We start from the raw sequence: 20,084 nt of genomic DNA on the forward strand, positions 1-20,084 counted from the left end.
GGGTTTCCTCTAAACAGTCAACGTGTTGTAAGCGGGTAGGCGATCGCCAATGACGGGAAACTCTTCGCGGACTAACTGGACCTGACGGGGATCGATGTCCACCATCAGCACCGTTTCGTCTGAGCCTGCCTCGGCGATGACATTGCCGCCCGGGTCCACCACCCGGCTGTGCCCACCAAGGTCCACACCTTCCTGGTTACCGGCAGCGTTGCAGGCGATCACGAAGATCTGGTGTTCCAGTGCCCTGGCTGTGGTGAGCAACCGCCAGTGTTCCCGCCTGGCAGCGGGCCAGGCCGCGGGTACGATCACGATGTCCGCGCCGCGGGTGCTCAACTCCATCCACAACCCGGGGAAGCGGAGGTCGTAACAGGTGATGCCGGCAACGGCGCCGAACGGCAGCGGGACTACGGGAAGTGAGGAGCCGGCAGTGAGCAGGCTGGCCTCCTTGGACTTGTAGCCGAAGACGTGGATCTTCCGGTACGTGTGGATCACTTTGCCGTCCGGCCCCAGCAGGATGGAGGTGTTGCTGAGCTGGCCGTCCTCACCGGCCTCGATGACGCTGCCGAGGTGAAGGTAGACACCCAGCTCCGCCGCTACCCGCGAGCACATGGAGACTGTTGGTCCGTCCAATGTTTCCGCGAGGGCCTCATAGTCATCGAAGTGAAAGTAGCCGGCGCTCCAGAGTTCAGGAAGCACGATCAGTTCTGCGCCGTTGATGCCCCGAAGGATCGCCTCGACGCGATCAATCCGTTCCTCACGGGTTTCGGAGTCAGGGCTGGACACCTGGACGAGTGCGATTTTCATGCTTTTCCCTTCTCCAGGCTTGGGGTCAAGTCTTTGTCCAGATCGCTGAGCTTCAGGCCCTTGGTTTCCTTGGCGAACATCACCGAGACCATGGAGATCAGGCCCATGGCGGCGAGGTAGATGCCGATCGCGTAGCCGGTGCCGAAAGCGCTGTAGAGCGCCAGGGCGATGATCGGGGACAACGAACCTGCGATCAGTGATGCCAAGTTGTAGGACACTGAGGTTCCGCTGTACCGGACGTCCGTGGGGAAGAGCTCGGAGAAGAACGCGCCGATCACTGAGCTGTACGCCGCGAAGATCAGGAGCCCTCCCACGGCGGCGGCAATGATGCCCCACACCTGGCCGGTGTTCAGCAGGAAGAAGAACGCGAAGGCCCACACCATGGTGGCGATCGAGGCACCAATCAGGATTGGCTTGCGGCCCACCTTGTCTGCGTAGACGGCGAGGATGGGAATGGCGACGACGGCGACGCCTTGGCCGATCATGACGGCGGTAAGGCCTGTCTGCCTTTGCAGCCCCATGATCTGGGTGACGTAAGTGATGATGAACAGCGAGTAGATGTAGAAGCCTGCGTTTTCGCCCATCCGGCTGCCGGTGGCGATGAGGATTTCACGCCAGTTGCGGCGGAACAGGATGGTCAGTGGCAGCTTCCGTTCCTTGTTGCCTTCGGCTTCGCGCTTCCGCTGTGCTTCCTTGAACAGCGGGGTTTCCTGCACGTAGAGCCTCAGGATGAGGCCAATGACAACCAGCAGTGCGGACAATCCGAACGCAATGCGCCAGCCCCATGCCAGGAATTCGCTCTCCGGCATGGTGGCGGCCAGGATGGCCAGGACGCCGGCGGCCATCAGGTTGCCCAGGGGCGGACCCATGTTTGGCCAGGAGGACCAGAAAGCGCGCCGGGTGCTCTCATTGCTGTGTTCGGAAACCAGCAGGACGGCACCGCCCCACTCACCGCCGAGGGCAAAGCCTTGGATCAGGCGGAGCAGCAGGAGGAGCAGAGGTGCTGCCAGACCAATAGCAGCGTAGGAGGGGATGAAGGCGATCAGGGTTGTAGCCACGCCCATGAGCATCAGGCTGGCAACCAAGGTGGCTCGACGACCATGCTTGTCGCCGAGGTGTCCCAGGACTATTGCGCCGATGGGACGGGCAAGGAAACCGGCTGCGAACGTTCCCAAGGCAAGCATGGTGCCAACCATGGGATCGTCGGTGGGGAAATAGAGCTTGTTGAATACCAGCGCGGCCGCGGTGCCGTAGAGAAAGAAGTCATACCATTCGACGGCGGTGCCGGCGAGGCTCGAAGCAGCAACGACGGGCAGGCTGGAGTGCTTCTGTCGCCTCAGTTCTGCTTTCTTCAATTCGGTCATTGTGGGGGTCCTTTTGCGGGGAGATTCCGATGCGTGAGCGGTGTCACTAAGAAGACTGTAGACGAGTTGTATACAACCTGTCTATATTTGAACCAGAAGTTTTTTCAGCACTCCGCTCCGTTCTGAATGCAACTCGTATACTGGGCTAGCGAGAAAGGCTCTGCATGATCCAGATGACCCCCACTGCGCAGTCGCAGCCAGAAGTGGCCTACCAGTGGATGAAAAGTTACATCGCAGCGCTCCCTCGCGAGGAGGAAACCTTCCTCAATGAAGGGGTCCTGGCAAAGACCACTGGCACATCACGGACACCTGTGCGTGAAGCCTTGCTGCGCCTCGAAGCCGAGGGATTCGTCAAGCGCGTCCCGCATAAAGGCGCCTACGTCCCGCCGATCTCAGACCCCGATGTCCGCGCCATCCTGCAGGCCAGGGCGGTAGTGGAAAAGTGGGCGGTCTCAGCCGTGGAGACCATGCCTGACGCCCAGATCGACGCCTTCCAGCGCATCATTGACCAGCAGCAGGAAGCGCGGGAAGACCCAGCCAGGTTCATTGAGCTGGATACCGAATTCCACACCCTGATGGTCCGGGCAGGGGGCAACCCTGTGCTTGCCGATTTCTATGCTTCCCTCCGGCAAAAGCAGCTCAGGATCGGCGTCAAGGCAGTCAGCCAAGGCGCCGATCGCGCCGGGGATGTCCTCCGTGAACACCAGTTGATTGTTGACGCCCTCCGCAGTCGAAGCCTCGACGCCGCGCATCAGGCCATTGATGCCCATCTGGACTCCACCCGCTTGGCGGTCATCGGCTACTGAGCCCTGCTAGTCCTCGCTGTGCAGCTCCCGCTGCCGTGCGCTCAGCAGCTCAAACTCAGGCCGGGCAGCCACGAACCGTTCAACGGCGTCGAGCACTTGCTGAAGGTGCGCGTGGTCGGCGGCCACCACAGCTGCACCCACCAGCGCTCGCCTATGTTGGTCCTGCATGCCCGTTTCAGCGGCAGAAACCTCGAAACGCCGCTTGAGCTCAGCCACGAGGGGCCGTACCAGCGACCGCTTCTCCTTGAGGCTATGGACATCGCCCAAGAGGAAGTCGAACTCAATCCAACCGATCCACATGGTTCATTATTACTTGCCTGCATCTTGAGCCAATCTTGAGCAAAATTCGCATCCAGGTTGAGTAAGCCCCGGGACACTGAACTCAAAGGCCGGAGGGTGACCAGCTGAGGGGGTTGGACATGGAGCTCGATGCATTCTCGGTGAGGGTCGCGCTGGGCGTGGTTACGGTGACCCTCCTGGTGCTGTTCTGTACTTCATTCCACCGCACGCGCTCGCCGTATGCAGGCTGGTGGAGCCTGGCCTTGCTCGAGTTCATGGCGGGGAATGCCGCCTTCCTCCTCAACGGAACCCCCCACCAACAATGGGCCAACCCCTTGGGCAACGTCCTGGTGGTGGCAGGCGCTTTCAGCGTGTGGGCCGGAGCGAAGACCCTCCGGGACCGAAAAGCCGCGTCCTGGCAGTTGGCTTTTGGTCCGGCCGTCACGGCTATCGCATCCTTTCTGGAAAGCCCCGGGAGTAACGTTTGGTCCGGCGGCCTCGTTTATCTGGCCATGATGACGTTGGGCATAGCGTTGGCCGCGTACGATCTCTGGTTCATCAAGTCTTCGCATTCGCAAGTCCACAAAGCCCTGTCCATCGCCGCAGGCCTGCTGGCAGCCTATTATCTGGGCCGCTGGATGGTTTATGCCCTCGAAGGGCCGGGCAGTTACACGTTCCGCACGTATTTTGGGCCCGGACCGTCAGCGCTGATATCGATGGTTCTCCTGGTCACGGTGTCCTTCAGCATGACGGCCCTGACCAGCGACCAACTCATCAAAGGCCTCCGGGAGCGTGCCACCCGCGACCATCTCACAGGACTCCTCAACCGCGGAGCATTCCTGGACCTCGCCACCACGGAACTTGAGCGCCTTCACTCCACAGGGTCTGGCGCCGCCGTAGTCCTGGCCGACCTGGACCACTTCAAAGCCGTCAACGACGAACACGGTCACGGGGCAGGGGATGTGGCCTTGCAGGCATTCGCTGATGTTTGCACAGCCTCGGTCAGGTCCACAGATCTCATCGGACGCTATGGAGGCGAAGAGTTCGTCCTCTTCCTGCCGGGAGCTACGCAGGACCGGGCCGAGAACATCGCTACGGAAATCAGCCGCCGGATGGCAGCCTTGCCGACTCCAGAGGGCGTTGTCTTCCCCACCATCAGCTACGGAGTCACATCAAGCATTCCCGCTGCAGCCGACCTAAATTTCATGATCGAGGTAGCGGACGCAGCCCTTTACAGCGCGAAAGCGCAAGGAAGAAACAGGATTGTAGGAGCCCGCCCCGAGGCGGCCACTATCGCGGATGAGGCAAGATCATGACCTTCAACGAACTCACCACCCGGATCCAGATCCAGCACACCCAGGAACTATCCGCGTTCCGGCAAGGCATCACAAGCCCTCCTTACAAAGCTGGAACACCCACAATGCTGAACGCGGACCGGCGTTCGGTAAGGATGAGTCCCGTTCAATCGGTGGAGGACAGCAACGCGAACCTCACCATCGTGGCCGACGTCGAAGGCCTCGCCTGGTTCACGGCGGACAAGGGCCTCCTGGGCAGCTGCATCACAGTGTCCATTGCCGGTCACCGCAGGAACACCGGTACCCGCGTGCACCTCCCGCTCGCAGAATGCGACGCTTGGATTGAGGCGATCCTTGGCGGGGCGTGGATCACCCACGTGTACCGCGCCGGAAACAAGGTGGAACCGGACGGCAGGCTGGACATTGCGTCATACCGGCTGTTCCTGGACGAACGCCGTAACCCAGTGGCCAAACCGCAGGCTGTCGCCGACTCCAGCCTGCGACGCTTGGAAGAGTCGTGAGAGGCTCCAAGCACCACAGGTTGATCCCCGTTGATTCACGGATCGAAAAATTGGAGCGGCACGTACAGGCGCTGATGGAGGAGCTCCACAGAGCACGCTATGAACAACGCCGCGAGGCCCTTACGGACGCCCTTACCGGGCTCGGCAACCGCCAAGCACTGGTGAATTCCTTCATCGAAGCCCAAGCAGCCACGGCCAATGGCGCCGTCCCGCCGGCACTTCTCCTCCTGAACCTGGATGGGTTCAAGGCACTGAAAAACTCCGCAGGCCATGCCGCAGCGGACCAGATTCTGGTCACCGTTGCCATGCGCATCCGCTCGGCCGTTCGGGAGAACGACGTCGTCACCCGCCTTGGGGGCGACGAATTCGCGGTGCTGTTGCCCGCTACCCCGCAAAGCCGGGCCACCGCCGTCGGGAACCGCGTCCTGGCCGCGCTGGAACCGAACATCGACCTGGGCAACAACAGCATCCGCTGCGGCGCAAGCCTTGGGCTGCGCACCGCTGAACCACATCACAGCATCGAGGACCTTCTGCAAGAGGCCGATCTGGCCATGGAAGAATCCAAAAACGAGGGCAGGAACAAGCTCAAAGTCTTCGATCCTTCCACCCTTCACGCGCGGCAACTCCAGCGGCAAATAGTGGGAGAGCTCCGCGAAGCCATCCGTTCTGATCAGTTGGTCCTCTTCTACCAGCCGATCGTGGAGCTTTCCACTGGCAGGATCGAAGGCTGCGAGGCTTTGGTTCGCTGGAACCACCCCGTTCATGGGCTGATCATGCCGGACCAGTTCATTCCCGTTGCGGAGGCCACTGGCCTGATCGCGGAATTGGGCAGGTGGGTCCTGCGGACGGCCGTCGGCCAGTTGCGACGGTGGCGGGATAATCCGGCCACCAAACAGCACGACTTCTCCATGCGCATCAATGTTTCTGCCGCCGACCTTCAAAGCCTCGAGTTCGTGGACGACGTCGGTGAAGCCCTGGCGGAGGAGAGCCTGGCCCCGGAATCACTGGTGCTGGAGCTCACCGAGAGCGCCATCATTCACAACAACGAGCTGGACCGCTACACCTTGGCAAGCCTGCACAGGCTGGGAGTCGGGCTCGAGATCGATGACTTCGGCGCCGGGTACTCCTCCATGGGCTACCTGCGGAAACTTCCTGTGGACCGGGTAAAAGTGGACCGTCAGTTCGTAAAGGACCTGGGCAAGGACCCTTCGCAGCTCGGCTTCGTGGCCGCCATCCAGGAAGTCATCCGCTCCTGTGGCCTGGAAGGTGTTTGGGAGGGGATCGAGACCGCCGAACAGGCGGAGGCGCTCCGGAGTATCGGCTGCGCGAGCGGGCAAGGGTATTACTTCGGGCGGCCCTTGCCGGAGATGGAGTTCACTGAGCAGTTGGCCCGGCAAGTGGTGTGGCCGGCTTAAACAGGAACGCGGGGCCACATAGGTGGCCCCGCGTTGTTTTTGCCTGCTCTTAGCCGAAGTACTTCGGCAGGGTGGCTTCGTGTGCTTCACGGAGAGCGTCCAGGGAGAGCTCGTCCACACCGTTGATCTCCAGCTTTCCGCCGGCAGCGTCAACAACGCCGATCCGGAGGTGGGCGAAGCCGCGGGCGGTGCACATGTCCTTGAAGCGGACTTCTTCGGATCGCGGGACGGACACGATGGCCCGGGCCTGCGACTCGGAGAAGAGGGCGGTGAACAGGTCCACGCCGTCGCGTTCCATGAGTTCTTCAAGGGCGATGCGGGCACCGACACCGTAGCGCAGCGAGGACTCAACCAGGGCGGCCGCCAGGCCACCTTCGGAGAGGTCGTGTGCTGCGTCAACCATGCCGTCACGTGAAGCGTTGATCAGGATCTCGCCCAAGCCGCGCTCAGCTGCGAGGTCAACCTTCGGAGGCAGGCCACCAAGGTGTCCGCGGAGGTTGGACCATTCCGAACCGTCCAGCTCTGCTGCGGTGGTGCCCAGCAGGTAGATGGCCTGGCCGTCCTCGCGCCAGCCCGACGGCGTACGGCGGGCGACGTCGTCGAGCTTGCCCAGAACTGCCACCACGGGGGAGGGGTGGATCGGCGTGGTGCCGGTCTGGTTGTAGAGCGAGACGTTGCCGCCGGTGACCGGGATGCCGAGTTCCATGCAGGCGTCGGACAAACCACGGATGGCTTCGGCGAGCTGCCACATGACATCCGGGTCCTCAGGGGAACCGAAGTTCAGGCAGTCGCTGACGGCCATCGGAACAGCGCCCGAGGTGGCAACGTTGCGGTAGGCCTCAGCCAACGCGAGCTGTGCACCCTGGTAGGGCTCCAGGTAGGTGTAGCGGCCGTTGGCGTCGGTTGCCAGGGCGACGCCCAGGCCGGTTTCTTCGTCAACACGGACCACGCCGGCATCGTCCGGGTACGCCATGGCAGTGTTGCCGCCAACGTAGCGGTCGTACTGCTTGGTGATCCAGTCCTTGCTGCACATGTTCGGTGAAGCCACGAGCTCGGTGACGGCCCCAGCCAGCTCCGAGGGAGCGGACGGACGGCCGGCATCCTCAACAGATCCGGTGAAGGAGTTGGCCTGGACCGAGTCCTGCCACTCCGGGCGGGCGAACGGACGGTCGTAGACCGGGCCGTCGTGCGCAACGGTGCGGGGATCGACGTCGACGATTACTTCGCCTTCCCAGGTGATGATGAGGCGACCTGTATCGGTGACCTCACCCAACCAGGAGTACTCCACGGCCCACTTGTCCATGACAGCTTCGAAGGCTGCGATGTTCTCCGGGGTAACAACGGCCATCATGCGTTCCTGGGACTCGGACATGAGGATCTCGCCCGGGGTCAGCGTGGGGTCGCGGAGCAGGACCGAGGTCAATTCCACCTCCATGCCGCCGTCGCCGTTGGAGGCGAGCTCGGACGTGGCGCAGGAGATGCCGGCAGCGCCGAGGTCCTGGATGCCTTCAACCAGGGAGCCCTTGAAGAGCTCCAGGCAGCATTCGATGAGGACCTTCTCAGCGAAGGGGTCACCCACCTGGACGGCCGGACGCTTGGACGGCTTGGTGTCATCGAAGGACTCCGAGGCCAGCACCGAAGCGCCGCCGATGCCGTCGCCACCGGTGCGCGCACCGAACAGGACAACCTTGTTGCCCTTGCCGGAGGCGTTGGCCAGTCGGATGTCCTCGTGGCGCATGACGCCCACGGCCAGTGCGTTCACCAGCGGGTTGCCCTGGTAGACGGAGTCGAAGACCATTTCGCCGCCGATGTTCGGCAGGCCAAGGCAGTTGCCGTAGCCGCCGATGCCGGCAACGGCACCGTGCATGACGCGGGCGGTATCCGGGTGGTCGATCGCGCCGAAACGCAACGGGTCCATCACGGCAACCGGGCGGGCGCCCATGGAAATGATGTCGCGGACGATGCCGCCGATGCCGGTAGCGGCACCCTGGTAAGGCTCAACGAACGACGGCGAGTTGTGGGACTCGATCTTGAACGTCACGGCCCAGCCGTCGCCGAGGTTGGTGACGCCGGCGTTTTCGCCGATGCCAACCAGCATGTCCTTCTTCATTTCCTCGGTGACCTTCTCGCCGAACTGGCGAAGGTGGTTCTTGGAGGACTTGTAGGAGCAGTGCTCGCTCCACATGACGGAGTACATGGCCAGCTCGGCGCCGGTGGGGCGGCGGCCCAGGACCTTGACGATCTCGTCGAATTCGTTCTGCTTCAAGCCCAGCTCAGCCCACGGGAGTTCCGTGTCCGGGGTCTTGGCAGCGTGCTCAACGGTGTCGATGTTGAACTTCTTGGTGGTTTCCGTGGTCACTTGTCGCCTCCCACAATCTTGGTCAAAACGGAGGTGAAGAAACCGAGGCCGTCGGTGTCGCGGGGTGCACCGTCAAGCGATTCCGGGCCGAAGCCGGTCTCCACAGCGTGCTCGGGGTGCGGCATGAGGCCCACCACGTTGCCGGCTGCGTTGGAGATACCCGCGATGTCACGACGGGAGCCGTTCGGGTTGAAGCCCACGTAGCGGAACACCACGCGGCCCTCAGCCTCAAGGGCATCCAGGGTCTTCTCGTCAGCGATGTACTGGCCGTCCTGGTTCTTCAACGGCACAATGATTTCCTGGCCGTCCGCGTAGTCCACGGTCCAGGCAGTGTTGGCGTTCTCCACGCGAAGTGTCTGGTCGCGGCAGATGAACTTCAGGTGGTCGTTCTTGATCATGGAACCGGGCAGCAAGTGCGACTCGGTCAGGATCTGGAAGCCGTTGCAAATACCCAAAACCGGGAGCTTGGCCTCAGAGTTGGCAGCATCGATGATCTTGGACATCAGCGGCGCGAAACGCGAAATGGCACCGGCGCGGAGGTAGTCACCGTAGGAGAAACCGCCGGGGATGATGACAGCGTCAACGTCGCCTAGTTCGGTATCTGCATGCCACAGGGAAACCGCTGTGCCACCTGCAAGCCGCACCGCACGGGCGGCGTCGCGGTCGTCAAGGGTGCCGGGGAAGGTCACGACGCCGATCTTGGCGCCGGCCAAGCGGGGCTCTGCGGCGACGGCCACTGCCTCGCCAATCAGGGGAATCGACGTCATATCAGGCCTCGACGACCTCGACGTTGACAACATCCTCGATCACCGGGTTGGACAGAAGAGTCTCGGCAGCTTCGCGGGCCTGGGCCAGGATAGCGTCGGTCACCTCGCCGTCGACGGTCAGTTCGAAGCGCTTGCCCTGGCGGACTGCGCTGAAGCTGTTGAAGCCGAGGCGGGGCAGAGCACCCACGATGGCCTTCCCCTGGGGGTCCAGAATCTCGGGCTTGGGCATGACGTCAACGACGATCCGGGGCATCCGGTAACTCCTGTGCGTGAGTTGGGTGAACCTTAAATAAGGCTGCCGCGGAGGTGCCGTCTCACGCCGTTCAGCCGCATCCAAACAGCGTTTTAGCACAGGGCTAAACACGTTGTGAACTGCAATGTTTGAACGGCATGGGGGGCGCTCCGCGAGCTTGCACACCTATTCTACCGGGATCAAGGCACATACCCTATTCAGCCGGATTGCGCGAGGGCACCCCGCCGTGATGGCAGAAATCGCTGGCCGCGGTTGTCCGCCGTCACTAAGATTGCGGCATGGCTGAGAAACCGAAATCGATGGTGCTGGGCGTAGTGGCCGCAGCCGTTTTTGCAGGTCTGGGCCGAATGGTCATCCAGAAAATCATGGCGGACAGAGCCGCCCGGGAGCATCGCGTTACCGCGCCTTTGGACAAGGAAACGCGGGCCAGGATCAGCGACGCCCTGCGCACTCCAAGTAAGTAGGCCCTAACCTCCGGAGGGCCGATTTTCGGCGGAATGGCGCGGATTAGGGCACATACAAATGCGCTATTCAAAGCGGTTAAATGGTGTGATTCCGGCGTAGTTTGGAAGGACACCAGGGGTTCAGCCCCCAGTACCTTTCAAGGCCAGTACCTTTCAGGATCCAAACCAGGAGGAACAATGACCGAACACATTGCCGAAGTATCCGCCTGTAGCGTTGGCACGTGCGGATTCAACCACAACGGTTGCACCGCTTTCGGAATCACCATCGGTGGCAGCCAGGACCACGCTTCCTGCGCAACGTTCATTGACACCAATGCCATGGGCGGCCTTCCAAAGGTCCTCGCCCACGTAGGTGCCTGCCAGCGCTCCGAGTGCGTCCACAACAACAACCTCATGTGCGAGGCACACGACGTCAAGGTCGGGCCCGGCCGCGAAGCCGCCGACTGCCTGACGTACGAGCACGCCTGATAGTTCTCGCAAAAGCGGGCCTGACCTCCATGGAGGTCAGGCCCGCTTTTCCATGCGCTTACCGTTGGGCTAGCCGCCCTTGGGGTTGTTCGCGTCCTGCAATTCCTGCTCTGCCACGGCCTGGATCAGTGCCAGGAGTTCGGGGTCCAGCCCTGGCGCAAACTCTTCCTTGCGCTCCGGCGACATGGTCATCGGGAAGCCGTCGGGCATGACATCGGTGGTTAGCTCGGTGCCATCGTTGGACGGGGAAGCTCCACGGAAAAGCTTGCCGGCTTCGCTGAGGTTGTCCGCGCTGAAGGTGTACTGGATGCTCTGCAGGCCCTTGTCCAAAAGCTTCTTGACTTCCGGGAACTGCTCAGCGTTGGTCTTCGGGATGGGAAGTACCTTGCCCCAGTTCACGCCCAGGCTTTCCAGTGCCTTGGCGTAAGCATTCTCGTGGGCCTGGTCTCGCACGATCAGGTACGCGATGGTGGAGCGGGCTGTCTTGTTCTCCGTCATTTCGTAAATGCGGCACTTCTGTAGCCTGCCGGTGGATTCCAGCATCAGGTTGTACAGCAGGTCCAGGACCAGGTTGCCGCTGTTGTAGACGTACGAACCGCTCCACGGGTTGCCGGCGGCATCCACGGGCAATGCGCCCTGTGCGCCCACCAGATAGTGGTGGATGTTGCTGTGGTCCAGTGCGATGTTCAATGGTGTGGCGCCCTTGGCTCCCGGCTCATCCACAGGGTCGGTCTTCTTGCCTTGATATCGCGGCGAGCCGTCCAGGAGCTGGGAAATGGTGGTTCCGATGAGTTCCACGTGGCTGATCTCTTCAGTGCCGATGCCTTGAAGAAGATCTTTATAGGGTTTCGAGGCGGCGTCGCCCCGGAAGTTCATGCTTTGGAAGAGGTACTGCATCATGGTGCGCATCTCACCGAATTGTCCGCCGAGACCTTCCTGGAGGGCGTTTGCTGCGGCGGGGTCGGGCTCGTCTGCGGCGATTTCGTTGATGAGAAGTTGGGTGTGCAGGTACATTGCGATTCCTCACGTTGTTCATGCTGCGTGTTTGGGATGGAAACCCTCTGCTGGCCACCCCGGACGCACCCACCATAAGCATGCTTACTATTTGGAGGCAATGAAAATATCGATTTGATTCCCAGGCGTTAGCCGGCAACTTGGTTGGTCAATGCGTTGCCTTCCTAGAGTGCCTCGATGTTGGCCAGCACGAGCTTGGCGGCGCCCTTGGGGCGGTTGCCGGCCACGTGGGGCGTGATGATCAGGTTCGGTGCACTCCACAGTTTGGAGTCGGCGGGAAGCGGTTCGTCCTTGGTGACGTCGACGGCGGCTACGCGCAGCCTGCCTTCGAGCAACACTGCAAGCAGGGCGTCTTCGTCCACCGTGGCGCCGCGGCCGACGTTCACAAAGATGGCGGTGTTCGGGAGGGCACGCAGGATGTCTTCGTTCAGGGCGTCCGCGGTTTCCGGGGTCGCCGGCAGGATGGAGACCAGGACGTCGGTGGTGCGCAGGACTTCGGGGAAGTCGTCGTCAGCCACTACGGGGAAGCCGTAACGCTCACCCTTGGAGCTGGCGACGCCGGTGACGTTCGCTCCCAAAGCGGCCAGCAGGGGAGCCAGTCGTCCGGCGATGGAGCCGAAGCCCCAAATGGTGACGTTGGCGCCGTCGAGCGTGTAGAGCTGCTCCGTGTCAGGCGCGGACTGGGCCGCGTTGTACGGCTGGTTCCAGGTGTAGCCCTTCTGGGAATCCATCAACTGGTCCATGCGGCGTACCGCCGCCAAAATCAGGGTCAGGGCGTGTTCGGCCACGGGGCCATCGTGAAGGGAGCGGCCGGACGTGATGGCCACGTTGTCCCCGAAGCCTGCTGCCAGCACTGAATCCGGGCCTGCTGCGAGCGTCTGGACCAGCCTGAGTTGGCGCATTTCCCTGGCTGCATCGGCCAGGTTGTCCGCGGTGTTCCGCCATACCACCAGCACCTCCGCGTCGCGGTGCTCGCCGGGGATGGGCTTGTCCACCTCATACACAACCACCTCGTCGTCCGGCGTAGGAAGGTCCAGTTTGATGGTGTCGGGGACAAGGATTTTCACAGCGGCTCCGTTGCTAAAGTGGCCTGCTCAAAAGTGGCTCGGCGGGTGGCACTTCGAGGCTACCGCTTTGCAGCTCGTTGAAAGGCAAGCAGGTTCATCTCTAGCAATGTGACGCCACACACCATAGGGTTGTAGGACGTTCGACGTAGCACGTAACACGAACTGTGTGATGTGACACCTCGGAGCCGATTCGAAAGGACACTGAATTTGAAGTCCACACCCCCTGCACCATCGCTCGCCCGACTCGCCGTTGCCGGCGCACTGAGCCTGGGCCTCCTGGCCGGCCTCGGTCTTCCGGCGTCCGCCGCCCCCATCCCGCCCAGCAACCCTGCGGCTGCGCCAGGCACTTTTACTGAGGCCAATATCGGCGCCGACCGCACCGCCGCCAATTTCTTCTACCGGATCCCCGCCCTGACGTATCTGGGCAACAACGTGGTTCTCGCATCATGGGACGGCCGTCCGGGCTCTGCCGCGGATGCTCCGAACCCCAACTCGATCGTCCAGCGCCGCAGTACAGACGGTGGCCAGACGTGGGGACCTGTCACCGTTATTGCCGCCGGACATGTGGGCGACGCCAGCGGTCCCAGATACGGCTACAGCGACCCCTCCTACATCTACGACGCCGAGGCCGGCAAAGTCTTCAACTTCTTTGTGTACTCCAAGGACCAGGGGTTCGGTGGGAGCCAGTTCGGCAACAACGATTCGGACCGGTCAGTGATTTCCTCGGCGGTCATCGAGTCCTCGGACGGTGGCGTTACTTGGAGCCAGCCGCGGCTCATTACGAATGTCACCAAGCCCGGAACCAGCAAGACCAGCCCTGTGGCCGGTGATATCCGCTCCAACTTCGCTTCCTCGGGTGAGGGAATCCAGCTCAAGTACGGCCAGTACAAGGGACGCCTCATCCAGCAGTACGCCGGTGATATCCGCCAGGCTGATGGAACCAACAAGATCCAGGCCTACAGCGTCTACTCCGATGACCATGGTGCAACCTGGCATAAGGGCGCCAATGTGGGCGACAGGATGGATGAGAACAAGACCGTTGAGCTCTCTGATGGCCGCGTGCTCCTGAATTCGCGTGACAACGCCAACCAGGGCTATCGCAAGGTGGCCATTTCCACGGACGGCGGTGCCACGTATGGTCCCGTCACCCAGGACACCGAACTGCCGGACCCGGCCAACAACGGCGCCATCGCGCGCATGTTCCCGGATGCCGCTCAGGGTTCGGCCGACGCCAGGAAGCTGATCTTCACCAACGCCAACTCCAAGACCGGACGGGAAAACGTCTCGGCGCGCGTCTCTTGTGACGACGGCGCGACGTGGCCGGGCGTCCGTACCATTCGGGCAGGTTTCTCCGCCTACTCCACGGTGACCCGGTTGGAAGCAGGCAAATTCGGCGTGCTCTATGAGGGCAACTACACGGACAACATGCCGTTCGCTAAGTTCGACGACGCGTGGTTGAACTATGCCTGCGCTCCGCTGTCTGTCCCTGCTGTCACCACCGCGCCGGGGGCCACCCAGCAGGTGCCAGTGACCGTCACCAACCAGGAAGCCACCACGCTTTCCGGTGCCAACGCCACCATTTACACCCCCAGTGGCTGGTCAGCTACCACGGTGCCGGTTCCGGATGTAGCCCCAGGTTCCTCGGTGACCGTTAACGTGGCGCTCACCGCGCCGGCGAATGCCAGCGGCCCGCGGAACCTTAACGCAGCCTTCACGACGGCGAATGGCCGGGTTTCGCAGTTCACCTTCACGGCGACTGTGCCGGTAGCCCCGCAGGTGGGGCTCACCATCACTGGCTCAGCTCCGTCCCGCGATGTGGTGGCCAACCCGTACCAGGTGGGCGAAACCCTCAGCTACTCCCTCAACGTCAAGAGCACCTCCAACGTCACGGCCAACGCGGTACCGGTTTCCGGGGCGTTCGACTCCGGTTTCCTGCCGCCGTCGGCCCCCAACTGCCGGTTCAACAACCTGGCCGCAGGTGCCAGCTACAACTGCACCACCGCCAAACACGTGATCACGGCTGCCGACGTCCAACGCGGCTACTTCGTGCCGGAGGCGAGCTTCAGCATCACAGCCAGTACGACGCCGTCGCTCACCACAACGGTGCCGTTCACTGGCGCTGCAGTCGCTTTGCGGGACGGCCTGCTGACGGCCGACATCAGCGGGGCGCGTGCCGACGTCGGGCGTGATCTTGCAACCCAGCCGTACGCGGCCGGCGATCTGGTCCCGTATACCTTCACGGTGAAGAACACGAGCCCGCTGGTGGAGAAAGTGGTTCCGACCGCCGGCAACTTCAGCCCGTTCCTCCCGGAAGGACCGGGCAACTGCCGCTACGGGGTGCTCCCCTCGGGGCAGAGCTATCAGTGCACCACCCCACGCCACACGGTGACCGCCGAGGAAGCCGATCAGGGCTTCTTTGTCCCCCAGACCGCCTGGGAGGTCAGCTCTGCGGGCCAAACCACCAAGACCTACCCGGTGAATGGCGGCGAAGTGGACCTGAAGGTCCGTGACGTCATGCTGGAGGCGACAGTCTCCGCGGAATGGAGCGACGCTGACGGAGACCGGTTCGCCAGCGTCGGCGATCCCGTGACGTACACCTACATTGTGGGCAACGCCGGCAACGTAGCGGTGACCGGGCTTGAAGCACCCAGTGCCGGCATTTCGGAAGCCACGCTCGCGGCGGGTGCCACAGTCAGCGCAACCCGTACACACCTGCTGACGGAATCAGAGGTGGCAGCCGGCAAGCTGGGCGCTGTCAGCTTTGACGTGACGGCCAGGAACGGTTCCCAGGAAGCGGCCGCATCGGCATCGGGTGATCCCCTTGAGCTGACTGTCCAGCCAGCACAGCCGGGCACTGAACCTGCCGTGGCCAGCCAGGATCTGGGCACGCCGCCCTTTGACCTGGGGACAGCGGATAAGTACCGCACTGGCCAGAAGGTTGTGCTGAAGGGGCTCGACTACGGGCAGTGGTACTACGTGTACCTCAACAAAAAGGGCTACCGCCTTGGCTGGATCTTCCCCACCACGGAGAACACCGTGGAGTTCATCCTTCCCCCGGACGTGAAGAACGGCCGTGATGACGTGGTGGTGCTGGACAAGGACGGCGTCCAGGTTTCCTTCGACCGGCTCCAGGTGACGCCTCGGGGGTAGGGGCGACTCGCAGATTCATTGAGGCCACGGAGACGGCTCGGCGACACCCAAATATGGGTGTCGCCGACGCTGTTGTGTGGCGCAGATGAGTATGGGTGTCGTGGTAAGCGGCCGGACTCCTATGACAAGACAAAAAACTTGAAATGTGCTGTATGTCATATTTGGCTCTCACTAGGTACTCTGTGACTCGGCTGGTTGCGCGGCTTTGACAGGAACTGTCAAAGGTTCAACCAACTAAAAGTTGACAGGCCTGGGCGATGGAGCCCGGTCCTCCCTCAGTGAAAGGTGCAACCACTCGTGAAATCACAAGGAAAGAGCTTCGTCAGAAGCGGGGGACTTCGAAAGGCTGCGGCGCTTGCCGTTGGCCTGCCGTTGCTGCTCTCGTCGATGGCGATGCCCGCCCAGGCCGCTCCCGCCCCGGAGACGCCCGGGAATGTTGCAGGCGTGGCCAAGAAGAACCTTGACCCCAGCGCCTACAAGGACGGCCGATACATGGTGGTCCTGGCCGAAAAGCCTGCAGCTACCTACGACGGCGGCACGGCCGGGCTTGCGCCCACCAAGCCCGAAGAAGGCAAGAAGATCGACGCCGACAGCGCTGAGGTGAAGGAATATCAGCAGCACCTGCAGCAGAAGCAACAGGAAGTTGCACAGCAGGAAAACGTCACCATCGAGCGCGACTTCACCACCGCTGTCAATGGCTTCAGTGCCAACCTGACGGCAGACCAGGCGATCAACCTTGCCAAGGACCCCAAGGTCCTCATGGTGGCACCGGACACGCAGTATGCTCCGGACTACTCCACTACCGACTTCCTCAAGCTCAGCGGCCCCAACGGAACCTGGGCTACCCAGTACGGCGGACAGGACAACGCCGGCAAGGGCACCGTTGTTGGCGTGATCGACACCGGTTACACCCCGTCCAACCCCTTCTTCGCCGGTGAGCCTGTTGGCCCGCTGGTGGGCAATGCCCAGGTGGGCGTTCCGTACCGCACCGCTGACGGCAAGATCGCCATGCTGAAGGCCGACGGCGGTACTTTCGTCGGCGAATGCCAGCCCGGTACCGACACGGGTGCTGACTACGATGGCAGCGCCTGCAACTCCAAGGTTCTTAGCACCCACTACTTCGCTGACGCCTTCCTGGAAACCGTTCCCCCGGAAAACCGTGCCCCTGAAGAAGTAATCTCTCCCGTCGACGTGGACAGCCACGGTACCCATACAGCCAGTACGGCAGCGGGCAATGCCAACGTTGACGCCGTAGTGGATGGCCGCAGCTTCGGAACCACCAGCGGCATCGCACCCGCCGCCAAGCTCGCCGTCTACAAAGTCTGCTGGGAAGATACGGATCCGGCCACGGGGGGCTGCTACGGCTCCGCATCTGTGGATGCGATCGAGCAGGCCATCCTGGACGGTGTGGATGTATTGAACTACTCCATCTCGGGTTCAACCACCTCCACCACCGATCCCGTCTCGTTGGCCTTCCTGTCGGCAGCTTCCGCAGGCATTTTTGTGGCAACCTCGGCGGGCAACTCCGGACCGACCGCCAGCACCGTAAACCACGGAGCACCATGGCTGACCACGGTTGCCGCGACGTCCTTCTCGCAGGAGCTCCAGGGCACTGTTGAGTTCTCCGATGGCAGCAAGTTCCGCGGAGCGAGCATCATGAACCGCGAGGTGAGCGGGGCCGGCGTCGTGCTTTCCACCAACGCTGCAAGCGGTGAAGGCAACGCGGCGCTCTGTGCTCCGGGCTCGCTGGACCCGGCCAAGGTAGCCGGCAAGGTTGTTGTTTGTGACCGTGGTGTTGTTGACCGTACCGCCAAGAGCGCTGAGGTCCTTCGCGGTGGTGGCGCGGGCATGATCCTGGTGAACCTGACCGATTCCTCCCTGGACACCGACAAGCACGTCATTCCCACCGTTCACGTGAACCCGCCCGCCACTCAGACCATCAAGGACAAGGTCACGGCCAACCCGGCCATCACCGTCTCCTTGCTGAACCGCGACACCACGGGCCTGCCCGCTGAGGCACAGCCGCAGATCGCAGGATTCTCCTCGCGTGGTCCGCTGCTTGCTACCGACTCGGACTTGTTGAAGCCTGACGTGTCCGCTCCCGGCGTCGCTATCCTCGCTGGCGTTTCGCCCATCGGAACCGGTGGAGATAACTTCGGCTTCCTCTCGGGAACGTCCATGGCTTCCCCGCACGTTGCCGGTTTCGGCGCCCTGATCCTCGCCAAGAACCCGCAGTGGTCCCCGGCCACCGTGAAATCAGCCATGATGACCACCGCTGGTCCGGTCAAACTGGCCAACGGCGCCATCAACAAGGATGTCTTCGCCACAGGCGCCGGACAGGTGGATCCGGCCAAGGTCCTCTCGCCGGGCCTGGTGTACGACGCCACCACCGAGGACTACCTGAAGTTCATCCAGGGCACAGGCATGGATCTGGGCATGGAAGGGCTGGGCACCACGCAGGCGCGGGACATGAACGTTCCCTCCTTTGCGCTGGGCAACCTCGCAGGCAAAGTGGAGGTTACCCGTACCCTCACTGCCCTGACTCCGGGAACGTACCGTGCATCGGCCAACGTTCCGGGCGTCAACGTCAAGGTCACACCGTCCGTGCTGACCTTTGGCGCTCCCGGTGAGAAAAAGACGTTCAAGGTGCAGTTCGAAAACAAAAATGGTGAACTGGGCAAGTTCGCCATGGGTTCTTTGAACTGGCAGGGTGCCAACAAGACTGTCACCTCCCCGATCGCCGTCCGGCCGCAGTCCGTCATCGCGGACAAGGCCCTGACATTCACGGGAACGGGCCCCAATGGCTCCGGAACCATCAACATCACCTCGGGCACCAACCTGCCGGTAGGCGTCACCGTTGATGGCCTTTCCAAGGCAGACTCCTCGGCAGTCGAACTGGTCCCCGGCCCGTTCGCGGGCGAAACCAATGCGTCCAACTACGTGAAAAAGGTGACCGTTGGCGAGAACAGTGCGCTCGCCAAGTTCTCGGTGATCTCTTCCAACGAGGCCGCGGACTTCGACATGCTGGTGGTCACCCCGTCCGGGCAGCAGCTGCCTGCCGCAACAGCGTCGGCCAGCGAAACCCTGTCCGTCCCCAACCCGGCGCCCGGCGACTACTACGTCTACGCCAACCTGTACGCGAGCCCCAACAACCAGGCCACCAAGGCCACCGTTGACGCCGCCGTGCTGGGTGCCAACCAAGGTAACGCCACCGTGACGCCGAACCCGATCCGTCTTGCCAACGGCAAGACCGGTCAGATCTCGCTGAACTGGAAGAACCTGGAGCCTGGCTCCTACATTGGTCGCCTGACCTTTGCAGGAACCAGTGAGCCTAGCTTCGTCACGGTCCTGGTCAACCCGGGCGGAACCGTAGTGGTTCCGGACGAGGAAGACCCGAAGAAGGACAAGAAAGACAAGAAGCACGGTGGCAAGATCCGCGCTGATGAGCCGACACAGGGCAACAACGCCGGCTAGTGCTCGCTTGATGCAGTAACCCGGCGACGCGCAAATTCGTGCGTGCCACAGAAACGGACTGAGGACACCTGAACCCAGGTGTCCTCAGTCCGTTTGCGTGTCGTGAGCCGGTTTGGGTGTCACGGGCCGGACCTACACGGCGCCGGTTGAGCCCCCGGTGTTGCCCAGCAGCGAAGCCAACGCCTTCCACCGTGCGATCTCACAGCCATCCGTCCTACTGAACTGGCTATGGACTTCGCGTCCCCGGAACCACCCCTTGACCACGGCTACCTGTGGGCCGCCGTACTGCTGCGTGCAGATCCGGTCCGGCCGAGGCTCGGGAAAGAAGACTTCCTCACCGAACTGCTCGACGGCGGCCAGCGCCGCAGTTGCATCAGGCAAGTTCGAGTCCAGCGAGTCAGGGTCAGGCGACAGGATGCCTGCCGCGGACCGAAGGTGGAAGACCCGGCTTTCAGCGCCAGGTGCCTCCGTCAGCGTGACCGTCAAGTCGACGTCGTACTCGCTCTTATCTGCACCGCTGTTGTTAGTGCCTGACTTGTCTGCGTGGCTGTTATCTGCGGAAACCATGGTTACCTTTCGCTGAT

At 62.4% G+C, this 20,084-nt stretch carries 17 protein-coding genes; 8 read left to right on the plus strand and 9 right to left on the minus strand.

Translation table 11 applies throughout. The annotated features are described in order from the left end of the window. Window positions 1-9 precede the first annotated feature (9 nt). Both ACNAOT_RS03490 and ACNAOT_RS03495 read right to left on the minus strand, forming a co-directional pair. The gene (locus ACNAOT_RS03490) at window positions 10-804 is read right to left on the minus strand and encodes a carbon-nitrogen family hydrolase (protein WP_420180043.1); all 795 of its coding nucleotides are present in this window, start codon (window positions 802-804) and stop codon (window positions 10-12) included. Continuing rightward, window positions 801-2,168, minus strand: coding sequence for an MFS transporter (locus ACNAOT_RS03495; protein ID WP_420180044.1), 1,368 nt, complete (start codon window positions 2,166-2,168; stop codon window positions 801-803). Before ACNAOT_RS03495 ends, ACNAOT_RS03490 begins: the two co-directional genes overlap by 4 nt. Window positions 2,169-2,332: 164 nt before the next feature. On the opposite strand from ACNAOT_RS03495, the gene ACNAOT_RS03500 reads away from it, so the two are divergent. Next, entirely contained in the window at window positions 2,333-2,974 is a 642-nt protein-coding gene (locus ACNAOT_RS03500; protein ID WP_420180045.1) for a GntR family transcriptional regulator, read from the plus strand. 6 nt (window positions 2,975-2,980) lie between these two features. Here ACNAOT_RS03500 and ACNAOT_RS03505 read toward each other — a convergent pair whose 3' ends face one another. Continuing rightward, a complete protein-coding gene (locus ACNAOT_RS03505; RefSeq protein WP_420180046.1) occupies window positions 2,981-3,274 on the minus strand; it encodes a DUF503 domain-containing protein in 294 nt (97 codons plus the stop codon). Between the two features lie 119 nt (window positions 3,275-3,393). Between ACNAOT_RS03505 and ACNAOT_RS03510 the strand changes: the two genes are divergently transcribed. Genes ACNAOT_RS03510 through ACNAOT_RS03520 form a run of 3 tightly spaced genes read left to right on the plus strand, consistent with a single transcriptional unit; the run spans window position 3,394 to window position 6,484 of the window. After that, entirely contained in the window at window positions 3,394-4,569 is a 1,176-nt protein-coding gene (locus ACNAOT_RS03510) for a GGDEF domain-containing protein (RefSeq protein ID WP_420180047.1), read from the plus strand. Beyond that, window positions 4,566-5,069: a hypothetical protein gene (locus ACNAOT_RS03515; protein WP_178993257.1), complete on the plus strand. Its 504-nt coding sequence runs from the start codon at window positions 4,566-4,568 to the stop codon at window positions 5,067-5,069. The genes ACNAOT_RS03510 and ACNAOT_RS03515 overlap by 4 nt, the downstream gene beginning before the upstream one ends. Continuing rightward, window positions 5,066-6,484: a putative bifunctional diguanylate cyclase/phosphodiesterase gene (locus ACNAOT_RS03520; RefSeq protein WP_420180048.1), complete on the plus strand. Its 1,419-nt coding sequence runs from the start codon at window positions 5,066-5,068 to the stop codon at window positions 6,482-6,484. The genes ACNAOT_RS03515 and ACNAOT_RS03520 overlap by 4 nt, the downstream gene beginning before the upstream one ends. Window positions 6,485-6,533: 49 nt before the next feature. Here ACNAOT_RS03520 and purL read toward each other — a convergent pair whose 3' ends face one another. The 3 genes from purL to purS are packed head-to-tail and all read right to left on the minus strand — an operon-like array spanning window position 6,534 to window position 9,863. After that, complete coding sequence (purL, locus tag ACNAOT_RS03525; protein WP_420180049.1) at window positions 6,534-8,843, minus strand: phosphoribosylformylglycinamidine synthase subunit PurL; 2,310 nt, start codon at window positions 8,841-8,843, stop codon at window positions 6,534-6,536. Next, a complete protein-coding gene (gene purQ, locus ACNAOT_RS03530; RefSeq protein WP_178993260.1) occupies window positions 8,840-9,610 on the minus strand; it encodes a phosphoribosylformylglycinamidine synthase subunit PurQ in 771 nt (256 codons plus the stop codon). Before purQ ends, purL begins: the two co-directional genes overlap by 4 nt. Window position 9,611: 1 nt before the next feature. Further along, window positions 9,612-9,863, minus strand: coding sequence for a phosphoribosylformylglycinamidine synthase subunit PurS (gene purS, locus ACNAOT_RS03535; protein WP_011773385.1), 252 nt, complete (start codon window positions 9,861-9,863; stop codon window positions 9,612-9,614). Window positions 9,864-10,141: 278 nt separating this feature from the next. Between purS and ACNAOT_RS03540 the strand changes: the two genes are divergently transcribed. Both ACNAOT_RS03540 and ACNAOT_RS03545 read left to right on the plus strand, forming a co-directional pair. Beyond that, on the plus strand, window positions 10,142-10,327 hold the full coding sequence (locus ACNAOT_RS03540; protein ID WP_017198376.1) for a hypothetical protein: 186 nt from the start codon (window positions 10,142-10,144) through the stop codon (window positions 10,325-10,327). A gap of 177 nt (window positions 10,328-10,504) precedes the next feature. After that, the gene (locus ACNAOT_RS03545; protein ID WP_017198375.1) at window positions 10,505-10,795 is read left to right on the plus strand and encodes a DUF1540 domain-containing protein; all 291 of its coding nucleotides are present in this window, start codon (window positions 10,505-10,507) and stop codon (window positions 10,793-10,795) included. A gap of 69 nt (window positions 10,796-10,864) precedes the next feature. Here the strand turns inward: ACNAOT_RS03545 and ACNAOT_RS03550 are convergent, their stop codons facing one another. Together ACNAOT_RS03550 and ACNAOT_RS03555 are read right to left on the minus strand one after the other, a co-directional pair. Beyond that, entirely contained in the window at window positions 10,865-11,809 is a 945-nt protein-coding gene (locus ACNAOT_RS03550; protein WP_420180050.1) for a manganese catalase family protein, read from the minus strand. Window positions 11,810-11,973: 164 nt separating this feature from the next. Beyond that, complete coding sequence (locus ACNAOT_RS03555) at window positions 11,974-12,876, minus strand: phosphoglycerate dehydrogenase (protein WP_420180051.1); 903 nt, start codon at window positions 12,874-12,876, stop codon at window positions 11,974-11,976. Window positions 12,877-13,083: 207 nt separating this feature from the next. Between ACNAOT_RS03555 and ACNAOT_RS03560 the strand changes: the two genes are divergently transcribed. Both ACNAOT_RS03560 and ACNAOT_RS03565 read left to right on the plus strand, forming a co-directional pair. Continuing rightward, window positions 13,084-16,026 (plus strand): exo-alpha-sialidase, encoded by a 2,943-nt coding sequence (locus ACNAOT_RS03560; protein ID WP_420180052.1) that lies wholly within the window; start codon window positions 13,084-13,086, stop codon window positions 16,024-16,026. 297 nt (window positions 16,027-16,323) lie between these two features. Continuing rightward, complete coding sequence (locus ACNAOT_RS03565) at window positions 16,324-19,500, plus strand: S8 family serine peptidase (protein WP_420180053.1); 3,177 nt, start codon at window positions 16,324-16,326, stop codon at window positions 19,498-19,500. A gap of 132 nt (window positions 19,501-19,632) precedes the next feature. Here ACNAOT_RS03565 and ACNAOT_RS03570 read toward each other — a convergent pair whose 3' ends face one another. Further along, the gene (locus tag ACNAOT_RS03570; protein ID WP_243836666.1) at window positions 19,633-20,067 is read right to left on the minus strand and encodes a serine protease inhibitor; all 435 of its coding nucleotides are present in this window, start codon (window positions 20,065-20,067) and stop codon (window positions 19,633-19,635) included. Between the last annotated feature and the right edge of the window lie 17 nt (window positions 20,068-20,084).

Origin of the sequence: Paenarthrobacter sp. TA1.8, assembly GCF_048595705.1 — a bacterium.
Classification (GTDB): domain Bacteria; phylum Actinomycetota; class Actinomycetes; order Actinomycetales; family Micrococcaceae; genus Arthrobacter; species Arthrobacter nitroguajacolicus.

Bases quoted from the DNA above. Each gene is read 5' to 3' on its own strand.
- ACNAOT_RS03550 (WP_420180050.1), bottom strand. From the start codon at position 11,809: ATGTACCTGCACACCCAACTTCTCATCAACGAAATCGCCGCAGACGAG.
- purQ (WP_178993260.1), bottom strand. From the start codon at position 9,610: ATGACGTCGATTCCCCTGATTGGCGAGGCAGTGGCCGTCGCCGCAGAG.
- ACNAOT_RS03545 (WP_017198375.1), top strand. From the start codon at position 10,505: ATGACCGAACACATTGCCGAAGTATCCGCCTGTAGCGTTGGCACGTGC.
- ACNAOT_RS03495 (WP_420180044.1), bottom strand. From the start codon at position 2,168: ATGACCGAATTGAAGAAAGCAGAACTGAGGCGACAGAAGCACTCCAGC.
- ACNAOT_RS03500 (WP_420180045.1), top strand. From the start codon at position 2,333: ATGATCCAGATGACCCCCACTGCGCAGTCGCAGCCAGAAGTGGCCTAC.
- ACNAOT_RS03515 (WP_178993257.1), top strand. From the start codon at position 4,566: ATGACCTTCAACGAACTCACCACCCGGATCCAGATCCAGCACACCCAG.
- ACNAOT_RS03570 (WP_243836666.1), bottom strand. From the start codon at position 20,067: ATGGTTTCCGCAGATAACAGCCACGCAGACAAGTCAGGCACTAACAAC.
- ACNAOT_RS03540 (WP_017198376.1), top strand. From the start codon at position 10,142: ATGGCTGAGAAACCGAAATCGATGGTGCTGGGCGTAGTGGCCGCAGCC.
- ACNAOT_RS03505 (WP_420180046.1), bottom strand. From the start codon at position 3,274: ATGTGGATCGGTTGGATTGAGTTCGACTTCCTCTTGGGCGATGTCCAT.
- purS (WP_011773385.1), bottom strand. From the start codon at position 9,863: ATGCCCCGGATCGTCGTTGACGTCATGCCCAAGCCCGAGATTCTGGAC.
- ACNAOT_RS03490 (WP_420180043.1), bottom strand. From the start codon at position 804: ATGAAAATCGCACTCGTCCAGGTGTCCAGCCCTGACTCCGAAACCCGT.
- ACNAOT_RS03510 (WP_420180047.1), top strand. From the start codon at position 3,394: ATGGAGCTCGATGCATTCTCGGTGAGGGTCGCGCTGGGCGTGGTTACG.